The sequence below is a fragment of the Leptolyngbya sp. CCY15150 genome, assembly GCF_016888135.1.
In the GTDB taxonomy this organism is placed as follows: Bacteria; Cyanobacteriota; Cyanobacteriia; order RECH01; family RECH01; genus RECH01.
The window spans coordinates 17,739-37,459 of record NZ_JACSWB010000134.1; the positions used below are offsets into that span (position 1 = coordinate 17,739).

At 55.3% G+C, this 19,721-nt stretch carries 8 protein-coding genes and 1 pseudogene; 6 read left to right on the plus strand and 3 right to left on the minus strand.

Features of this window, described 5'->3' with window-relative positions; genetic code table 11:
- The first annotated feature begins 90 nt into the window (after nucleotides 1-90).
- The 5 genes from JUJ53_RS03615 to JUJ53_RS03635 all read left to right on the plus strand — a co-directional run bounded on the left by JUJ53_RS03615 (nucleotide 91) and on the right by JUJ53_RS03635 (nucleotide 13,554).
- The gene (locus JUJ53_RS03615; protein ID WP_204150616.1) at nucleotides 91-4,611 is read left to right on the plus strand and encodes a hypothetical protein; all 4,521 of its coding nucleotides are present in this window, start codon (nucleotides 91-93) and stop codon (nucleotides 4,609-4,611) included.
- 16 nt (nucleotides 4,612-4,627) lie between these two features.
- Complete coding sequence (locus JUJ53_RS03620; protein WP_204150617.1) at nucleotides 4,628-4,873, plus strand: hypothetical protein; 246 nt, start codon at nucleotides 4,628-4,630, stop codon at nucleotides 4,871-4,873.
- A gap of 26 nt (nucleotides 4,874-4,899) precedes the next feature.
- On the plus strand, nucleotides 4,900-5,478 hold the full coding sequence (locus JUJ53_RS03625) for a Uma2 family endonuclease (RefSeq protein ID WP_204150618.1): 579 nt from the start codon (nucleotides 4,900-4,902) through the stop codon (nucleotides 5,476-5,478).
- A gap of 283 nt (nucleotides 5,479-5,761) precedes the next feature.
- Nucleotides 5,762-11,506 (plus strand): DEAD/DEAH box helicase, encoded by a 5,745-nt coding sequence (locus JUJ53_RS03630; RefSeq protein WP_204150619.1) that lies wholly within the window; start codon nucleotides 5,762-5,764, stop codon nucleotides 11,504-11,506.
- An 8-nt stretch (nucleotides 11,507-11,514) separates the two neighbouring features.
- Entirely contained in the window at nucleotides 11,515-13,554 is a 2,040-nt protein-coding gene (locus JUJ53_RS03635) for a 3'-5' exonuclease (RefSeq protein ID WP_204150620.1), read from the plus strand.
- Between the two features lie 167 nt (nucleotides 13,555-13,721).
- On the opposite strand, the gene JUJ53_RS03640 is transcribed toward JUJ53_RS03635, so the two are convergent.
- Together JUJ53_RS03640 and JUJ53_RS03645 are read right to left on the minus strand one after the other, a co-directional pair.
- A complete protein-coding gene (locus JUJ53_RS03640; protein ID WP_204150621.1) occupies nucleotides 13,722-16,751 on the minus strand; it encodes a hypothetical protein in 3,030 nt (1,009 codons plus the stop codon).
- 128 nt (nucleotides 16,752-16,879) lie between these two features.
- Nucleotides 16,880-17,872, minus strand: coding sequence for a hypothetical protein (locus tag JUJ53_RS03645; protein ID WP_204150622.1), 993 nt, complete (start codon nucleotides 17,870-17,872; stop codon nucleotides 16,880-16,882).
- A 252-nt stretch (nucleotides 17,873-18,124) separates the two neighbouring features.
- On the opposite strand from JUJ53_RS03645, the gene JUJ53_RS03650 reads away from it, so the two are divergent.
- Complete coding sequence (locus JUJ53_RS03650) at nucleotides 18,125-19,237, plus strand: hypothetical protein (RefSeq protein WP_204150623.1); 1,113 nt, start codon at nucleotides 18,125-18,127, stop codon at nucleotides 19,235-19,237.
- A gap of 108 nt (nucleotides 19,238-19,345) precedes the next feature.
- Here the strand turns inward: JUJ53_RS03650 and JUJ53_RS03655 are convergent.
- Nucleotides 19,346-19,721, minus strand: a pseudogene (locus JUJ53_RS03655) (hypothetical protein); the annotation flags it as partial.

The following is a 19,721-nucleotide window of genomic DNA, read 5'->3' on the forward strand; positions in this document are numbered from 1 at the left end:
GGGAGAAGTGCGGGAGTCGGGAATCGGGAGTCGGGAATCGGGGCAGAACAAAATCCCGACTTACGACTCCCGACTTACGACTCCCGACCTATGACTCCCGTTTCTCCCAAAGACATTTACATCGCCGCCAGCCGTATCATCATGCGTTGTGTGGTGATTTTGTTCGCTGAGGCCCGTGAGCTGTTGCCTCGGGAAAATCCGATCTATCACAATTCTTACGGCATCCAGGGGTTGCGAGAGCAGTTAGACCGCATGGCTGGAGGGCGAGCCTCGGAGCGGTTGCGGAATCGCCATAGCGCTTGGCCTAGGCTGCTGGCGTTGTTTCGGTTGGTGTATGAGGGGTCGGCCCATGAGGCGATTCCGGTGCCGCGCTATGGGGGTGGGTTGTTTAGACCAGGCTTGGATGCCGCAACCGACCCCGTATTACGTGCCCTAGCTGCTTTAGAGAACCCGATCTATGGGCCATCGGATGCGGTGGTGACTCAAATTTTGGATCTGCTGTGTCGTAGCAAGGTAAAGGTGCGCCAGGGGCGGCGGAATACTTGGGTAGAGGCTCCGGTAGACTTCTCCGATTTGTCGTCGGAGTACATTGGCATTCTCTACGAGGGCCTGCTCGATTTTGAACTGCGCCGGGCTGCTGCCGATGATCCGATGATTTTTCTCAACCTGGGCGATCAGCCTGCCTTACCCCTGACGCGGCTGGAGGGGATGGATGATAATGCGCTGTCATCGCTGGTGGAGAAACTGAAGCAGGCCGCCAAGCCCAGCGCTAGCGAAGAGGAAGACGCTGGAGAGGAAGACGCCGAAGCCGAGGAGGAAATTGAAGCCGAGGCCGAAACGGAGGAGGAAGACGCTGAGCCAGATGAGATCGAAGATAGTCAGGATGACCTGATTCAAAACCTGCGGGAAAGGGCTCATCAGTGGGCCATCCGGGCGGTGAAGGCAGGCAAGCTGGTGAATAAGCCCCGCAGCAAGAAGGCGGATGCCCTAGCGGCCTATGAACAGCAGGTGAGTAAGATGGCCGATCGCCTGATTGCTAAAACTATCTTGCCAGGGGAATGGTTTCTGGTGCGTTGGGGCGGTACCCGCAAGGGTTCAGGCACGTTCTATACGCGACCACAGTTGGCGGTGCCGACGGTGCAGCGAACGTTAGAGCCGTTGGTGTATGAGAAGGTGGGAAGGGCGGGAGTCGGGAATCGGGAATCGGGAATCGGGGCGGAACATGATCCCGACTTACGACTCCCGACTTACGACTCCCGACCTAACGACTCCCGATTCCCCAAATCTCCCGCCACCATCCTCGCCCTCAAAGTCTGCGATCCCGCCTGTGGCTCGGCCTCCTTCCTCATTGCCGCTCTGCGCTACCTTACCAATGCCCTGTGGGAAAGTCTCTTTGCCCATGGCTGGCTGATCGAAGATGGCGATCAGATTCGGGCGGGCATCCCGGATGATGCTCAGCCGGAGTGGTTTGTGGAATGTGTGAAGAACCTGCCGCTGACGGTGGAGAAGGCGGAGGAATATTCCAAGCCCCGGCTGAAGCGGTATGTGGTGGAGCGCTGCATCTATGGAGTGGATATTAACCCGCTGGCGGTGGAGCTGGGGCGGTTGGCGCTGTGGGTGGAGACGATGGACAGGTCGCTGGCCTTTAGCTTTCTCGACCACAAGATTAAGCCAGGAAATTCGCTGGTGGGCTGCTGGTTTGATCAGTTTCAGGATTACCCGATTATGGCCTGGGAGCGGGAGGCCGGGGATGCTACCCACAAGGGGGTGCATTTTGGACAAAAGGTGTGGACGAAGGAAATTAAGCGCCTCCGCAATGACATCGTTAAAGAGGAACTGCGGGAACTGCTGGCGGGGGGCGTGCAGCTCTCAATGTTTGAGAATCGGCTGATTCAATTGCCAGAGCAAACCCACGACGAGCTACAGACCACGGTGGAAGCCATTCACATGGCGGTGCTGAACCCAGAGCAGCAGGCAGAGGCTTATGACCAATCGGTGCAGCAAAAGCAGGCGCTTCAGGAGCTTGAATGGGCGTTTGATTGTTGGTGTGCGGTGTGGTTTTGGAAAGGAAACGACATGGAGCTGTCGCCCACGCCAATGCAGTTTGTCGATCCGTCGCCGGAGGTGAAGGCGGCGGTAGATCGGGTGGCTCAGGAGTATCAGTTTTTCCATTGGGAGCTGGAGTTTCCTGATGTGTTTTGTTCCCCGGAGGCCGTTTTTCCGACTCCCGACTCCCAACTCCCGACTCCCGCAATCCCCGGATTCGATGCCATTGTGGGCAATCCTCCGTGGGAGATTCAAAAGCCCAACTCTAAGGAATTTTTCTCGAATATTGACCCGCTGTATCGTACCTATGGCAAGCAGGAGGCGCTGAATTATCAACGGCAATATTTTGAGGCTGATCCCACTGTTGAGGAAGATTGGCTGGCCTATTGTGCGCGGCTAAAGGCGTTGTCGAACTGGAGTAAGTATGTTGCCTATCCTTTTGGGGATGATGAGGCGGCGGGTAGCAGATTTTCGCTATCGCGGCGGAAGGCGGAGGCAGAACAACTGGCGACGGAATGGCGCAGGCAGCGGGCTAAGCGAAAGGGCTATAGCGATCCAGAGCATCCGTTTCGCTATCAGGGATCGGCGGATGTCAATACCTACAAGATGTTTGCAGAGCTGGCCCACGCCCTAACCCGTGAGGGGGGACGGTTTGGGCTGATTATTCCGTCAGGAATCTATACCGATAAGGGATCTGGTTCACTGCGCAGGCTGTTTCTTAACCGTTGCCAATGGACGCACCTCTACGCATTTCAGAATGAGCGGTTTATATTTAGCGCTATTGACCATCGCAACAAAATGGTGATCATCAGCGTGAATAAGGGTGGCCACACAGAATCCATCGCCACCCGCTTTCGGTTGGGGCCAGGGGATTCGCCTGAGGCCCAAGAATTGATGACCGATGCTCTAGATGATGCCCGCTTTTTGTCGGTACCTGCGGCGCAAATCAAGCGCTTTAGCCCCAACACAGGCGCTCTGCTAGAAGTTCGCACCGATCGCGACCTCAAGATTCTCGAAAAGATGTACGCCAATGGCGTGCTGCTGGGCGACGATAGCCCCCAAGGCTGGGGCATCCAGTACGCCACCGAGTTCCACATGACCAACGACTCCAAACTCTTCCCCCCTCGCCCCAAGTGGGAAGCGCAGGGGTATAAGCCGGATGAGTATGGGCATTGGCTGAAGGGGAATTGGCAACCCTATGGAGGGGAGTCGGGCATCGGGAGTCGGGAGTCGGGAGTGATTTTGTCGGCAGATGGCAGCGAGGCGATTCACGTTGATGAGGTTGAAGACGTTGCCCTGCCACTCTACCAGGGCGTGATGGTCGGCCAACTAGAAAGCAACCGGGCTCAGTGGGTGTCTGGTTCTGGCAACCGCGCTATGTGGGACAAAGATTTGCCTCCTGGTTCGTCGTTTGGCCCACAGTTTCTTATTTCCAAAAAGTCTGTAGTTGAAAACTGTCCTGGCGCATTGCGATCGCGCTATCTTTTTCGCAATATTGCCCGATCTACTGACTCTCGAACCATGATTGGCAGTCCCGCACCAGGTTTTCCTGCTGGAAATAGCCTCGCGGCGCTATCTCTAGAGACTCAATCAGTCTGGGATACTTGGCTTTTAGGGAGTATTCTGAGTAGCTACATTTACGACTGGGCACTTCGTCAACGTCTTGGAGGAACCAATCTTAACTGGGTCTTCCTGGATGAGACGTCAACTTTATCGAGGCAAGAAATGTCGATATTAATAGCGATATTAACTCTACGATTATCTGGCGTAGGTTCTATTTTTTCTCGACAGTGGCTCAATCTAAGAGGAGTGCTACCAAAAATTGAAAAACATTACTGGAAACAGCTTTGGGCTGTAACAGCCTATGAAACCCTACGATTAAAGGCAATGCTTGATGCTCTCGTCGCTTATTATTACGGGCTAGATAAGACAGATCTAGGCTGGATTTTGCGAGACTGCGACTACCCAACTAGGGATGTAAATGATGGAGCTATCAATCGCAATTTTGACCCAAAAGGCTTTTGGCGAGTCGACAAAGAAAAAGACCCTGAACTGCGCCACCCCATCCTCTCCCTCATCGCCTTCCACGACCTCAAACGCCTCGGCCTCGACGCCTTCCTCAACCTCAACGACGGCGAAGGTTGGATGCTACCCGAAACCCTCCGCCTCGCCGACTACGGCCTAGGGCATGACGACCGCGCCCAGGAACCGCAACCCGTCGCCGCTAGAATTGGGGCAGAAACGGCAAAACTTTGGAATGCGGTCGGGGCAGAATCAGATCCCGACTCCCGACTTACGACTCCCGACTCCCGTCCTAGCCACTTACGACTTACGACTCACGCCCAATATCGCTTCCTCCCCTGGCAACTCCAAGGCACCCCCGAAGACTCCTGGGCCGAATGCGAAATGCACGCCGAAAACCTGCGCCGGCTGCTGGGTACCCCAACCACGGAAATCGAGGACGAGTCCCCCCCCGACTCCCAACTCCCGACTCCCGATTCCCGGCCTACTCCACAACAGCTCAACCTCATCCCCCCCGACGAAGAACAACTCAACCTCTTTTAATCCCCAACCCTTGACTATGAATAATCCCCAACTCCGCCAAACCATTAACCACTACCTAGATAGGCTGTCAAGCGATCGCCTTCGCCTAGTTGCCGACTTCCTCAACTTCCTGGTTCACACCGAGCACCAAGAACAAACCCTACCCCCAGAAACCCCCGACTTTCGACCACCCACCGGAGGCTCCCTACTCAGCCACACCGAAACCTGGGCAGGCGACGACTTTGAAGAATGCCTGGAAACCGTTTACGAAACGCGCTCCTGATTCCCGACTCCTAACTCCCAACCCCCATGAATGCTTACACTATCGACCTCAGCCCAATCGCCCGTCTCGACGCCACCCAGTTCGAGCAACTTTGTGCTGCCAACCCCGAGATCAAATTTGAACGCACCCCCACCGGAGCCCTCGTGATTATGTCCCCCACAGGCGGCGAAACGGGTAACCGCAACATTGAAATTGCGGCTGATTTTGTCATTTGGAATCGTCAAAGCAAGCTGGGTTATCTGTTCGATTCCTCCACCTGCTTCAAATTACCCGGCGGTGGCGATCGCTCTCCTGACGTTGCCTGGGTCGAAAAATCACGCTGGGACGCCCTCACCCCAGACCAACGCCGGAAATTTCCGCCCCTCTGTCCTGATTTTGCCCTGGAACTCGCCTCACCCAGCGATAACCTTGCCACCCTCCGCGCCAAAATGCAGGAATACCTCGACAGCGGCCTGCGCCTGGGCTGGTTGATTAACCCGCAAGATCAACAAGTGGAGATCTATCGACCGCAACAGCCACCCGACTGGGTCGCAACCCCCAGCACCCTCAGCGGCGAAACCGTTCTACCTGGCTTTGAACTCAATTTGGCTTGGCTCTGGTCGTAAGCGCTCTACTACGGCCATTCCCTGAAATGTCTTAGATTTTGGCGATCGCCGCCGCTAATTGAGCGCAGATTGGGAACATTAGGCCAAGGGACTGCGCTCTCCATCCCTCCACATCAGTCTTTAGGTATGCCATTATCCCCCCGCAGTACCGATCACCCGCCAACTTAATCCGATGGCTTTAGCCCTTTTGAGGACGAGTCGGTTCAGCTCAATTTGTTTGATGCCGTTTGAGCTAATCGCCGTAGATTAATGTCGCGATCGCCCACTTCACCGCCCCCACCCCATGTTGAATCCCATCGTCTACACCGAGAAAGTCGTCAGCGATTTTCTTCGCTACCAGCTCACCGCCTACCCCTTCGCCGACACCAATCTCTACGAGCAGATGCGAAACCTGCTCAACCTAGAAACTACCCGCTCCACCCCCCTACTTAAAGGCCCCTACATCAGCCTTAGTCGAATCTTTCAGCAAGGAACCACCGTAGACGATCTGATCCAATTGGGGATTTTCCATCCCTTCATGAAACAGCTAATCCCGTATCCCGCCGTCTACGGGCACCAAGAAACTGCCATTCGCGCCATCCACCAAGGCAAAACTACCCTCGTTTCCACCGGCACTGGCTCCGGCAAAACCGAGTGCTTTCTCTACCCCATCATTAGCCACTGCCTCAACCTGCGCGACCAAGGCGCACCTGACGGTATCGCCGCCGTCATCGTTTACCCGATGAACGCCCTAGCCGAAGACCAACTAGGCCGCCTCCGGGGGCTACTGGCGGGCACCGGCATCACCTTCGGTATGTATGTCGGCAAAACCCCCGAGCAAACCTCCCAAGCCTCCGGCCTGCGCCTTAAACCTGGAACCTCCAGAGCCGACTACGAAGCAGCCACCGCCCGCGCCCAGTGCGAAAAACGCCCTGACCCCGTCTTCCCCGCCGAAGAACGCGTCTCCCGCGAAGCCATGCGCGAAAAGCCTCCCCGCATTCTGCTCACCAACGTCAAACAGCTAGAGCTGTTGCTTACGCGCCAGCGGGATATCTCTCTCTTCGACAACGCCTCCCTAGACTTTCTCGTCTTCGACGAAGCCCACACCTTCAGCGGCGCAAATGGGGCAGAGACTGCCTGCCTGATCCGCCGCCTGCGCACCTTCTGTGGCAAATCCCCCACTGAAACCGTCTGTATTGCTACCTCCGCCACCATCGCCGACCCCAACACCCAGACAGGGCTAGCGGTAGCCCAGAACTTTGCTACCCGATTCTTTGGCGTGGCTAAAGACCAAGTGGCCCTAGTAGGCGAGCAATATCAAGATGATGTGTGGTCGCCCCAGCGCCACCTCCCCCAGCCACTCACCGCCGACCCCGCTACCCTGCTGCAATACGTCCTCGCCGCCGTTGAAAAAGATGACGCAGGCCCCTCCGTTAGCCACATCTACCGCCAAATTACCGGCGTCAGCCTCGATCCCCACCAGTGGGAAGACCAACTCTACGATGCACTAGCCGCCAACGAGCTGGTCTACCAACTCACCGTCGCCCTCCACAATCCCCGCCACCTCACCGACCTGCTGCGCCAGCTTGAGACCATTATTAATCGCCCCATTACCGAAGAAGAAGCGCTGATCTGGCTGGCCCTGGGGGCTGCCTCTCGCAAGGATGGACGCCCCCTGCTGCGCCCTGTGGTTCACGGCTTTGTACGCGGTGTTGGCGGTGCTGTGGTTACCTTCCCAAAAGACCAAGATCGCCCTAAGCTGTGGCTCTCCGCCGAAGATACGGCAGGTACCAACCAGGACGATCTGTATCGGCTGCCGGTGTTGACCTGCAACACCTGCGGTCAGCACTACTTTTCCCACTGGGTGGCTGACCTTAAGCTCACCGACAAACATCCCTCTGGTGGCCAAGCCCATGGTGATAGCATCCTCTGGGAACCCCTTGCCGCAGAACTAGAGGGCGATCGCCTGCTTTTAGTCGATCGTCTAATCACCCAAGACGACACCGACGAAGACACAGCCCCCCGCAGCCATCCTCGTTCGACATCCCCCATTCATTTCTGTCGAGCCTGTGGCACCCTTCACTCTGAGACGGGCGATCGCTGCGGTAGCTGCGGCCGCAAGGGAAAATTAGTGCCGCTGCTGGCGGTGCGCCAAAACCCCAAGCATCCAGGAATGCTCGCGTCCTGTGTAGCCTGTCAGGCCGCAGGGCGCAGCTCCTTTGGACGCTACCGAGAACCTGCTCGCCCCATCCGAGCCACCACCGTCTCCGACGTGCATGTGCTGGCGCAGAATATGCTCCACCATGCCGAGCGTCGACGGCTGCTAGTCTTTGCCGACAACCGCCAAGATGCAGCATTCCAGGCAGGCTGGATGCAAGACCACGCCCGCCGCTATCGCCTGCGCAGTCTGATGTACGACCAGATGAGCACTGGCTCCATCTCCATCGGTGATCTGACCGCCCGCCTTGATGTGCTGCTCGATGGTGATGACGACCTTAGCCGTTCCCTAATTCCAGAGGTGTGGCGAGTCCACCGCAAAGAGGCTGAAGGACTTAAACATGCCGAAGAGCGCAAGCGATTTTTGCGCATTCAGGTGCTGCGCGAAATTACCACTGGGGTGAAACAGCGCATTGGCCTAGAGCCTTGGGGCCGCCTACACATTGACTATCGCGGCCTCACCACCGACTTGCCGTTTATCCAACACTGGGCACCCAGGTTGGGACTGCCCGCCGCCGACTTGGTGAATGGCATTGCGGCACTGCTGGATATTACTCGCCGCAATAATATTTTGCTAGATCGTGAAGGCCAAATTTTCTCTAAAAAATGGAAAGAAGGCGACTTTGAGATTCAGCGGGGCTACATGCCTATTTTGGTTGGCGTTCCTAGGGGGCTAAAACTCACCCGCGATGCCGCAGATAACACATCCCGCGTGCAGCAGTGGCTCAGCCCCAAGGGAGACACTGTGCCCCGCCAGGCCGCCCGCAGATGGGGTGTCTCTCCAGAAGATATGGATGTCTTCTTTCAGGAGCTCTGGTATTGCTTGAAGGATGAGCTGAAACTGCTGGTGCCTAGTGTCTTAAAAAATGCCTGGAAGCAGACCCTTAAAGGGTGTGACGGGGTTTACCAACTTGATGCTGATAAGCTACGGATTACGCCTGGGCAGGGCGTTTACCGCTGCAATATTTGTCGCCGGGCCCACCCGCGGCCCACGCCGCGCATGGCCTGCATTACCTGGCGCTGTGATGGCACCATCGCCTTTGAGCCCGAGAGTGCTGACGATTATGACCTACGCGTGTTAGACGAGCAGTTTGAAATGCTGCGGCCCGAAGAACATTCAGCCCAAGTGCCCTACGAAACCCGCGATCGCATCGAGCGCATCTTCAAAGGCGACGGTGAACTGATCAATGCCTTGGTCTGCACTCCCACCCTCGAAATGGGCATCGATATTGGCTCCCTAGATTCTGTCCTTATGCGCAACGTACCGCCGCTTCCGGCCAATTACTGGCAGCGTGCAGGCCGTGCGGGTCGTCGTCACCGCATGGCCGTCAACCTCACCTATGCCCGAGGGGCCAGCCACGATCGCTCCTATTTTGCTGATCCCCTGCGCCTCTTAGATGGGCTGATCGAACCCCCCAAGCTCAATCTCCGCAACACCCTGATGGTGGGTAAGCACGTGCGGGCAGCGGTGCTTACCACGCTACACCAGATGGCCCGCACCGGCCACAGCACCCCCCAGGGCGATCGCGACACCATTCAGACCATCCTAGAGACCTGCTTCCCCGGCCAGGTCAAAAACTACCTGTTTGATGACAGTGGTTTTGTGCGCTCCGAGCCTCTGGATGTCAGCAGCCTAACCGAGCTGATTCAAACCTATGCGATCGCCCTCTACAAGCATGTTGATCAAGTTTTTGTCCAGGCTTGGCCCGAAGGCGATGCCATGGCTGTCAAAGAAGATGAGCTCAAGCGCCACATTGTCTCCATGGGCGATGAGCTAGCCAATGTCATTCTGACCCTGTGGAAACGCCTGCAGTGGGCTATGGGGCAGCTCCGGCGGCTCAGTGAAGAACGCATCCTCAAGGGGGCACTCGATCCGGAAGATGATGCCTTGTTTCGCCGCTGCGATCGCCTAGTTAAACGCCTCAAAGGGCAGACCTTGAGAAAGGGCAGCGATGCTGAAGGGGTTGACGACACCATCACCTACAGCGTTCTCGCTGCCGAGGGTTTTCTCCCCGGCTACGGTCTTGATGGCGGTCATATTCAGGGGACAGCCCAAATGCCCCGCAGCATCACCTGGATGTCAGACTTTGACCTGCCCCGTCCACCCAGTGTAGCCCTGCGGGAATACGTCCCTGGCAATTTGATCTACGCCAACGGCCAGCGCTTTGTGCCCCGCTACTTCCACCTAGAACCCGAAGATCCTACCTACTTCCAAGTCGATATTGCCAGCGAAGCCATTAAGGAAATCGGCAGCGGGCAGCAGCTCTCGTCCAGTTTATCTTCAGCGTCCATCAAAGCCGTCCCCATGTGCGATGTGGATCTGTCCCACCAGTCCAACATCTCCGATGAAGAAGACAACCGCTTCCAAATGCCGGTCACCATCCTGGGCTATGAGCAAGGGCGGCACAGCGGCGGTAGCGCCTTTCAGTGGAAAGACCAAACGGTTCAACTACGCCGAGGGGTTCATCTACGATTAGTCAACGTTGGTCCTGCTAACCTGGTACGCACCGGAGACCTAGGCTATACCGTCTGCGTGGTTTGTGGCCGCAGCCGATCTCCCTTCACCTCAGACCATGATCTAGAGCTGTTCAAAACCGATCATGAAAACCGCTGCCGCACCAAAATTGAGCCTGTAGGCTTTTTCGCCGATGTTATTGCCGATGCTCTCAGTCTTCAGGACTGCGAAAACCGTGAAGTGGCCTACAGCGTGATGGAAGCCCTTCGCCATGGAGCCAGCAACGTTTTAGAAATGGAGCTAGAAGACCTCCAAATCCTCACCATCGGTCATTCCGGCAGTGAGCAGGTAGACGTGTTGCTCTACGACCCTATGCCAGGTGGTTCGGGATTGCTAGAGCAACTGTTGGCTAAGTGGACAGCGGTGGTTGAAGCGGCCATCTTAGTGGTCAGTGATTGCACATCTCGCTGCCAAACCGCCTGCATCGACTGCCTGTTTAACTTCCGCAATGCTTACTACCACAGACACCTTAATCGGCATACAGCGCTGAAAAAACTGCTGCAGTGGGAAGATATCCTCACCCAAAGCCACCCCATCCCAGCCAACCTGCCCAGGCATGAAGAGGATGATGAGCACCGTCCGGTCAACCATGCTGAGGCGTTGCTCCAGACCATGCTGAGACGAGCTGGTTTTCCCGACCCCATCCCCCAGCACAGCATTGACTTGGGCAGACCTTTGGGCACCACTATCCCAGATTTTTTCTACCCCGATCCCACCGGTATCAAGGAAGGCGTCTGTATTTATCTCGATGGTATGAGCCGCTCTCTCCACGGCAATGCGGATCGCCAGGCCAAAGACCAAGCCATCCGCGATGAGCTGAGCAACGAAGGCTATGAAGTGATGGCTATTCCCGCAGGTGATTTAGACGATCGCGATCGCATGGCAAAATATTTCTTTCGCCTAGGCAGAATTTTATTAGACAGGCCCAAGGCTGATGCCATTCGCAATTCGTCAGATTGGTTTGTTACCCAACCGGAGGTTTCTACCCCTGCTGCATCCCCCTCAGACGGTTCAGGCAATACTGACTTACAAGAAACCCTTGAACTCTTTGAACCTGAGTGGAGATCCTTGATCAAAGCCCTGGCTCAGCACGGTGATATTCAAGTCGATAGTGGCAGCGATGTGGAAGTCAATGGTCAAGTTGTCGGCACTTATACGGCCCAAATCTGTCGAGGCACTGCTCTCATTTACCTGGTCGATGCCAGAGCTGACGATGGAGACGATCTGCGATCGGCCCTAGCTGCCCAAGGCAAATCAGTTCTCACCATTAACCCCACAAGCCCTCAGTCCATAGACACCATCCTCCAGGCGCTGTAGGCAACCCTATGAATGTACTGATCTGTAAATCGCTATTTCAATCCCTAGTTAGCTTGAGTGGCACAGAAGTCAAACGGGCCAACGACTTTATTCTCAAATTTCAGGACAACCCGGCCCAGCCCAGCCTCAGTTTGGAGCGCATTACCAAAACCAAAAACGATAACCTCTGGTCAGCGCGCATTACTCAGGATTTGCGGGCAGTTATTTACAAAGATGGTGATACCTGGGCACTGCTCCATGCTGGACACCATGACGCTGCCTACCACTGGGCCAGCAACCGCAACGTTGAGCTGAACAACAAAACGGGAGCCCTACAGATCGTCGAAGTCGTTGAGTCCGTCGAAGAAATCGTCCCCAGGCGAGAATCTTGGCAGGTTGGTTTGTTTGATGCCTTCGAAGACGATTACTTGCTGAGCTTGGGAGTGCCCAATGACTGGCTGCCCGTGCTGCGGCAGCTGATCACCGCCGATGACCTGCTCAACATCATTGAGAGACTGCCCGAAGAAGTCTCCGAACGGCTGCTGCAACTGGCATCAGGGGAACTGGTGGCTCCCCCGGTTACACCCACCTCCAAGGCTGTGGCTGAGAATGCCGACACCCAGCGCCGCTTTATTACCGTGAAAAGCCAGGGCGAACTGGAGAAAATGCTTCAGGCCCCGCTAGCCACCTGGATTGGGTTTCTCCATCCCTCCCAGCGGCGGCTGGTGATCGGACATTTTAATGGCCCTGTCAAGGTCACGGGTTCTGCAGGCACAGGCAAAACTGTCGTCGCCCTCCATCGAGCCCGGCACCTAGCCCGCCAAGGCAAAAAGGTACTCTTGACGACCTTCGTTAACACCCTGTGCGACAACCTAAAGCATAATCTCCAACTCCTCTGTACCCCAGAAGAGTTGGACAATATCACGGTCACCTCCGTAGCCAGTCAAGCCAGTTCCGTCTTGGGCAAAGCCAAACAGGGCTGTCGTGCCATCAGTGATAGCGACGTCAAACCTCTTCTGGAACTCTACAGATTGCCCTCTTGCCCCCTTGATATTGCGTCCATCTGGCAGGAGTGGCGCTTAGTCATTCAGCCCCACGGCATTCTCACCTGGGATGAATACCGTTCTGTCAGCCGAAAAGGACGCGGCACGTCCCTCACCGTGCGCGATCGCCGCCAGGTCTGGCAGGTGCTCGAAAAAGTTCTCGCTCACCTCGATCACGAGCACAAAGCCGATTGGGGCCACTATTTCCGCCAGGCTAGCGATGTTCTAGTTGCCGGGCTGGTTAACCAGGGCTATGACGCCGTGATTGTCGATGAAGTCCAAGACCTCCGTCCCCAAGAGCTCAGATTCCTTGCTACCCTAGCTGGCGATGGCCCCAACCGCTTCATGATGGTAGGCGATGGGGGGCAGCGTATTTATCAAGGTAAATTTTCCCTCAAGTCTTTAGGTATTAATGTTCAGGGGCGATCGCGCACGCTCAAGATCAACTACCGCACCACTGAGCAAATTCGCCGCTTTGCCGACCGCATTACAGACCTCGAAAGCGATGACTTAGACGGTAGCCGCGAAACCCGCAAGGGCACCGTCAGCCTACTTCAAGGCCCAGAACCTATTCTCACCGCCTTTGATAGCTCTGAGCAGCAAGCCCAATTCGTTGCCAAAGAAGTCCTAAACCTAACTGAACGAGGCCTTTTGCTATCTGAAATAGGCATATTCGCTAGAACTCGCTATCTTCTATCTCCAGTTCAAGAGCATTTACAGAGCCTGCAGATTCCTTACACCCATCTAAACAGTCAAGACAACGAGTCAGACCTTGGCGTCCGCCTAGGCACCATGCATCGTGCTAAAGGACTAGAGTTTAAAGCAGTCTTCGCCATCGATCTTTCAGATAACATTTTGCCGCTCCCTAAAGCACTTTTGGAAGCCTCCGATGACGAGGTCAAAGCAGAATCTATCGAACTGGAACGGCATTTACTTTACGTCACCATCACCCGCGCCCGCGACTTTGTCTACCTGTGCTGGCAAGGAAATCCCACACAATTTCTGGTGTTGCCCAATGTCAAATGACACAGCGTTGAGGGAAGCCATCATGAACGGTTCTCATTGCGCCAGCCACAACATTGTCAAGAATAGGTATTGTCAAGAATAGGTGCTGATGGCTTTATGTGAGGCGATAGTTACAGAACTTACCGCCTATTGAATTCAACCTACCCCACATCAATCAAGGTGCAGGACTACTCATTGCCGCCGAAAAGACCGACTTCATAGGTGCCGGAGAGTGAGTCACTAGAGATTAGCCAGTGTTGGTGAGGTTCTGGAGTTAGACTACTGCTGTTTGGTTGGTGTCTGTCTGCAGTAGAGATAAAGTGAGCTTGGATAAAAGCAGTGAGTGGACTGAGATCGGCTAAGGATTGGGTGGTGTCAGGTTCATAGCCATCACAAATATCCCGGCGTCCTTCCATGTTGGGATTGTTGCGAATATAGTCTATGCCGACCCAATCACAAGCATATTGCATCCAAACATTAATATCAAGCGGATACAGCTTCACGCTGCTGTCCAAACTGCCGGTTGCGAGGGTTTGCCCATCGGGAGAAAAGGCGATTGTAAAAACCTCAGACTGATGGTCGTTGAGGGAGATAATCAGAGTGCCATCGTTGACCCGCCACAGCTTCACGGTGCTGTCGCGACCGCCGGAGGCGAGGGTCTGCCCATCGGGCGAAAAGACGATTGTCCAAACTTCATTCTGATGGTCATCGAGGGAGGTGATCAGTTGCCCATCGCTGACCTGCCATAGCTTCACGGTGCTGTCGCCACTGCCGGAGGCGAGGGTTTGCCCATCGGGCGAAAAGGCGAGGGTAAGAACCGCAGACTGATGGTCATCGAGGGAGGTGATCAGAGCGCCATCGCTCACCCGCCATAGCTTCACGGTCCTGTCGAAACTGCCGGAGACGAGGGTCTGCCCATCGGGAGAAAACGCGATTGTCCTAACCTCATTCTGATGGTCGTCGAGGGAGGTGATCAGTTGCCCATCGCTCACCCGCCACAGCTTCACGGTCCTGTCGCTACTGCCGGAGGCAAGGGTCTGCCCATCGGGAGAAAAGACGATTGTCCAAACCTGATCCTGATGGTCATCGAGGGAGGTAATGAGCGCGCCATCGTTGACCCGCCATAGCTTCACGGTGCTGTCCACATTACCGGTTGCGAGGGTCTGCCCATCGGGAGAAAACGCGAGGGTAAGAACCCCATCCTGATGGGCATCGAGGGAGGTAATGAGTGCGCCATCGCTGACCCGCCACAGCTTCACGGTGCTGTCGCCACTGCCGGTTGCGAGGGTCTGCCCATCGGGAGAAAACGCGAGGGTCGCAACCGCATTTTGATGGTCGTCGAGGTCGTAAAAATCTCGCCAATCCTGATGTAGACTGTCATAAAAATTACCAAGGCTGGATGCTGGCATTTCATAGCTGGGCAAGCTATTGGTCACCGCATGGGCTGCCATTGTGGTGAGCAAGGCCTCAAATTCCTGCCCATCTCTGGCCAGGACGTTACTACTTTCGAGCAGAGTGAGCGCCCGTTGGTATTCAGATGCTTCCTGACTGCGTTGGGCCTCCTGGGTTTTCAGCCAGGAAAATCCCCCGAACCCCGAACTGATCACCAAACCAGCACTCAGCACCCCCGTCAACCGCTGCCGCTGCCGCCGCTTCTCCCGCTCTCGCTCCAGTACCGCCTGCTGCTCTGCCTGCTCCAACTCCACCGACGCCTGCAAAAATGCCTGCTGCTGGGGCGACAGCAATTCCGCCTTCTCGTCATGAAACTCTTTCAGCAGGTCTAGCTTCGGGCTACGCCATAAACTGCCCGCTGGTCGCTGCAGGTCATTCCACTCCTTGATGGCGGCATCCAACTGCCGCAAAAAGCGTAGATCCTCGCGGTGCTTATCCACCCACCCTTGCAATAGCCGCCAGTGCTCCAACAGCGCCTCATGGGTCAATTCCACCTGCACCGTCGCATCCTTTTTGTTCCCCCATACGGTAATCAACCGCTGCCGGGTAAACACCTGCAACACCTGATCCAGCACCGTGGAATCATGCCGCTTTTGCAAGTCATCGCGCTGCACTCGCCGCCGCGTATCTCGGCTGCCTTCCCCCAACTGCACCAACTCCAAAAAGACCCACTTCGCCACCGTGCGATGGGTGTCGGACGGCAGCGCATTGAAATGATCATCCGCTGTCTGCGCCAACGCCCCACTAATGCCACCCAACTGCGTCAGCGCTTGGGCAGGCGGAACATCCCGTGCCGCATAGTCCCAAATTTTCCGCAAGGCAAATTGCAACAGCGGCAATGCCCCCTCCCGGTCAATCGCCTGCTCCAACAAGCGATCCACTGTTGATTCATCCAGCGCATAGCCCGCATCCTTCGCCGGAAAGCTAATGGCCTCCCGCAGTTCCTCTCGGTTCATCATCGGCACCAACATCCCCTGCCGAGAGAACAGGTCATTGAGGTCGGTATGGCGCTGGGTTTCCTTCAAAAAATCACTGCGCAACGTCACCACCACCGACAGTTGCCGTGACGGATGCTGAGAGGCATAGAGCAAATTTTCAACCAATGCCGTCTGCTGCTGCCGATCCTTACATAGCGAGTACAGTTCCTCAAACTGGTCGATAATCAACACCAGCGGTGCTTTCAGATAAGGATGCAACACATTCACGACTTTCTGCAGACAATCGTAGGTGTCACCTTTGGGTTGCCCCAACTGAGCCACCAGTTCATCTAAATGCTTGAGCATGCGGCGATTTCCTTGAGCCACCACCTGCAGCGTATGGGCAAGATTCTGCAGGGGATCGGCTCCTGGCGTGAACACCGCCACCTGCACCGTGCCCTCATGCTCCTGGAAGCGCAACTGCCGCAGCTCTGGAATCAACCCTGCCCGCACCAGCGATGACTTGCCCGCACCCGACGGCGCATAGACACAGAGAAACCGAGCCTGCCCGGTGGTCTTGTAGAACGACAGCAACTGGTCAGACAATAGCGACACCAAGCGATCGCGCCCAAAATATTGACGGTAGTTAGCTTCAGTGAAGCTGGCTAATCCCACATAGGGATTATGGTCGGGATCTGGACGTACCGCCTGGTGGAGTTCTTGAACCTTCTGGCTAAAATCCAGAACCAGTTTGCCACTGTCCGTGCTGCCATGATTGACGTAGACAATAACGCAGTTGTTGGGATTATTGACGAGCTGATTGCGATCGCCGCTAATTGGCTGATTCATAGGTGAGATGGGGCAAGGGGGTGTTTGATTAAAACTAAGACGACAAAACCATCCGCAATATTACGCATTTCAGCCCATCGTCTAGCTCTTCCGGATGATCAATCCCCACCCATCCAACAACTTGTGCTTCAGAAGGAAATCGAAATCGTGCCGCTATTGTTCGACTGTTCGAGATACACCACTTTGTTATGGTTGCCCGACCCGACTACTTGATTGCGATCGCCCTGGATACGAATGCCCGATTGCGTTTGTTCGGGTTCAACCAGCAAGATCCGCGATCGCATTCCTGGAACTGATAGTGCCTCTCGGATAGCATCATGGTGTACAGCCTTGAGAACCACCAAGATCTGCTGCTGCAATAACCTGTCTCTGAACATCGACAGCAAGGTCTTGGGTGGCTCTGGAATGCTTAGGTGGGGATCCAACTGTTGCATCCACTGCCGCAATAGAGGTTCTAGTGCAGACAACTCTTCGACGTCTGCAACTGTTCCCTGCACAATGCCGTGCTGAAAGTGAGCCTGAATCTGCGGATCGGCTAATAAATCGGCCGCAACCGCATTCGAGACATGGATAATGCCATCGTCGCTGGTCGATTCATGAAGCAATTGCTGTTCGAGCGATGTTGGCTGCGCATCCTGTTCCTTGGACTTGGGCGATCGCTTTTCGTCCCATAGCGTTTCTAAGGCGCGGCAATTGGTTTCAATCTGCTGTGACCATAGTGTTAGCGTGAAATAGCGATCGCCGATGCCCTGTTGATCAAGGGTATGGCTGGTGAGGATGCCCAAAAAATCGGGGAGGTAGTGCCGCAGGACATCGCCAATCTGCCCATCTGACATGGATGTTCCAGACTGCTGAAGTAAATAACTTAGGGTTTTGAGCGTTGTCCGTACCCATAGCTCTGGTGTGGATGTTGTTTCATGTTTCCATTGATGCCACCAGTGTAGTTCCGGTTGAGGAGCCTCCCATTCAAAGGGCGACATCCTTTGCTCTGCCACGAACGTAAGCATCGTGCGCAGCAGATGAACCGTGCGGGCTTTGGGCAATGGGCCATAGGTATATCGATTGCGATCGGATGCGGATGTCATGGCTGGAATGGGGCGAGTGGGAACTACGTTGGGCACAGTATAACCAAAGTCAACGCTGAGACTTCAGAACACTTCTGCAATTTTTGTCGCCCCCCACAAACCCCTACAGGTACACATACCGACCTTAACTGTAGATGCCACAAGCAGTTGACCAATTTGCTGTCGCCTCTAGCCTTTGAGGACTACATGCCAGAGATAACGGGATTGTTCATCCATGACGGAGTTCAATCCATGATCTTTAACAACACTTCAAATCGGTCTAGTGGCACACTCAACCCTCGCGATACGATGAAGCGCGACCTACCAGATTGGCTGCAACCGTTGCTGACGATTGTGACCGCTAAACCCTACACCGGAGAAATGGTGCGGTTTCGGCGTACCCCATTACAGCATCTTGCTGGGGCAGTCGTTTCGACGATACTCGGTATCAGCATCAGCAGTTTAGGCATGATGCTTGGTGCGGGTGGGGTCAGTCTAGTTCCCATTGGCTGGGGATTGACCGTTCACGGAACCCATAAGCTATATCTAACGTTGCGCCATGCTTGTGCCCATTACACCGTAACGGGGCATCGTCGGTTGGATGATGCGATCGGCAATGCGATTTCGGTTCTGACGCTGTCGCTCAACCATCGTGCCTATCAGCGGCGATATCTCCAGGTGCACCATGCAGCTCGGCTGCTAAAACCGGGTGACGGCACTTATGACTTTTTGATTCAGACGGCGGGTCTTCGTCCAGGCAAATCCTTATCTTGGCTATGGCGGAAGGTGATCCTAACGTTGATTTCTCCTCGCATTCATTTGCGTCGTCTGCTCGATCGCCTGTCGGGATGTTTCTTTTCGGATGATTGGGTGCATAACCTAGTGGCGCTGGTGTGGTGGGGACTGGTCACAACGGTGGTGACGCTGGGGCAGGTCTGGCTGCCGTTCTTGGTGGTGTGGGGCATTCCCATCACGGTGTTGTTCAATGTGGTGACGGCGCTACGCCTTTTTGTGGAGCATCGCTGGCCCCATCCGCAGTATCGAAATGCGCGTCATCGTCGGGCGTTGGCGGAGATGACAGCGGCGATCTTTTTTGGCGAGGCGACGCCGGAGTTTTCGGGTGCCGAGCCGGGATGGGTGCGGGTGTATCGCTGGGCGCTGTGGTGGGGGCGGTTGTTGGGCTATCACCTCCCGGCGCGGGCGCTGGTGTTGACGGGGGACGCACCCTGTCATGATTACCATCATCGCCATCCATCGTCTCGCGATTGGAGTAATGCCAGTGTGGCGCGTCAGCAAGACCTAGAAGCAGGGTGTCCGGGTTGGCCGATTTCTTATCTGGAGAATTGGGGGCTTTGTGCGGCGATTCAGGATAGTTTGATGTCGTTGAGTCGGCAGTCGTCGGATGTTCTGAATCATCGCTAGTTTGATATCAGTTGCCGGTTGTATGAGGTGCGATCGGCACTGTTTTTATTGGAGGTGAGAACTGTGAAACTAGCGGGTTGAGATATGGAGTAAGGAAGCAAGTGGTGATCAGAGATTAGGAATGAAGTGAGTTCGAATAAATGAGGTGAGTTGATTGAGATAGGTTGAGATCTGCTGGGTTGTGTCGGTTTCATAGCCATCACAGATATTTCGTTTATCTTCCATGTTGGGATGTTTGCTAATGTAGCCCATACCCACCCAATCACAGGAATATTTCATCCAAACGTCGATGTTGAGCGGATACAGCTTCACGCTGCTGTCCTTACTGCCACTGGCCAGGGTCTGCCCATCGGGAGAAAAGGCGATTGTAATAACCTCATCCTGATAGTCGTCGAGGGAGGTGATCAGTTGCCCATCGCTGACCCGCCATAGCTTCACGCTGCGGTCTTCACTGCCACTGGCCAGGGTCTGCCCATCGGGAGAA

What these genes read in the sequence shown, in the direction of transcription:
- JUJ53_RS03640 (WP_204150621.1), bottom strand. Translation starts at nt 16,751, where the DNA reads ATGAATCAGCCAATTAGCGGCGATCGCAATCAGCTCGTCAATAATCCC.
- JUJ53_RS03650 (WP_204150623.1), top strand. Translation starts at nt 18,125, where the DNA reads ATGAAGCGCGACCTACCAGATTGGCTGCAACCGTTGCTGACGATTGTG.
- JUJ53_RS03615 (WP_204150616.1), top strand. Translation starts at nt 91, where the DNA reads ATGACTCCCGTTTCTCCCAAAGACATTTACATCGCCGCCAGCCGTATC.
- JUJ53_RS03630 (WP_204150619.1), top strand. Translation starts at nt 5,762, where the DNA reads ATGTTGAATCCCATCGTCTACACCGAGAAAGTCGTCAGCGATTTTCTT.
- JUJ53_RS03620 (WP_204150617.1), top strand. Translation starts at nt 4,628, where the DNA reads ATGAATAATCCCCAACTCCGCCAAACCATTAACCACTACCTAGATAGG.
- JUJ53_RS03625 (WP_204150618.1), top strand. Translation starts at nt 4,900, where the DNA reads ATGAATGCTTACACTATCGACCTCAGCCCAATCGCCCGTCTCGACGCC.
- JUJ53_RS03635 (WP_204150620.1), top strand. Translation starts at nt 11,515, where the DNA reads ATGAATGTACTGATCTGTAAATCGCTATTTCAATCCCTAGTTAGCTTG.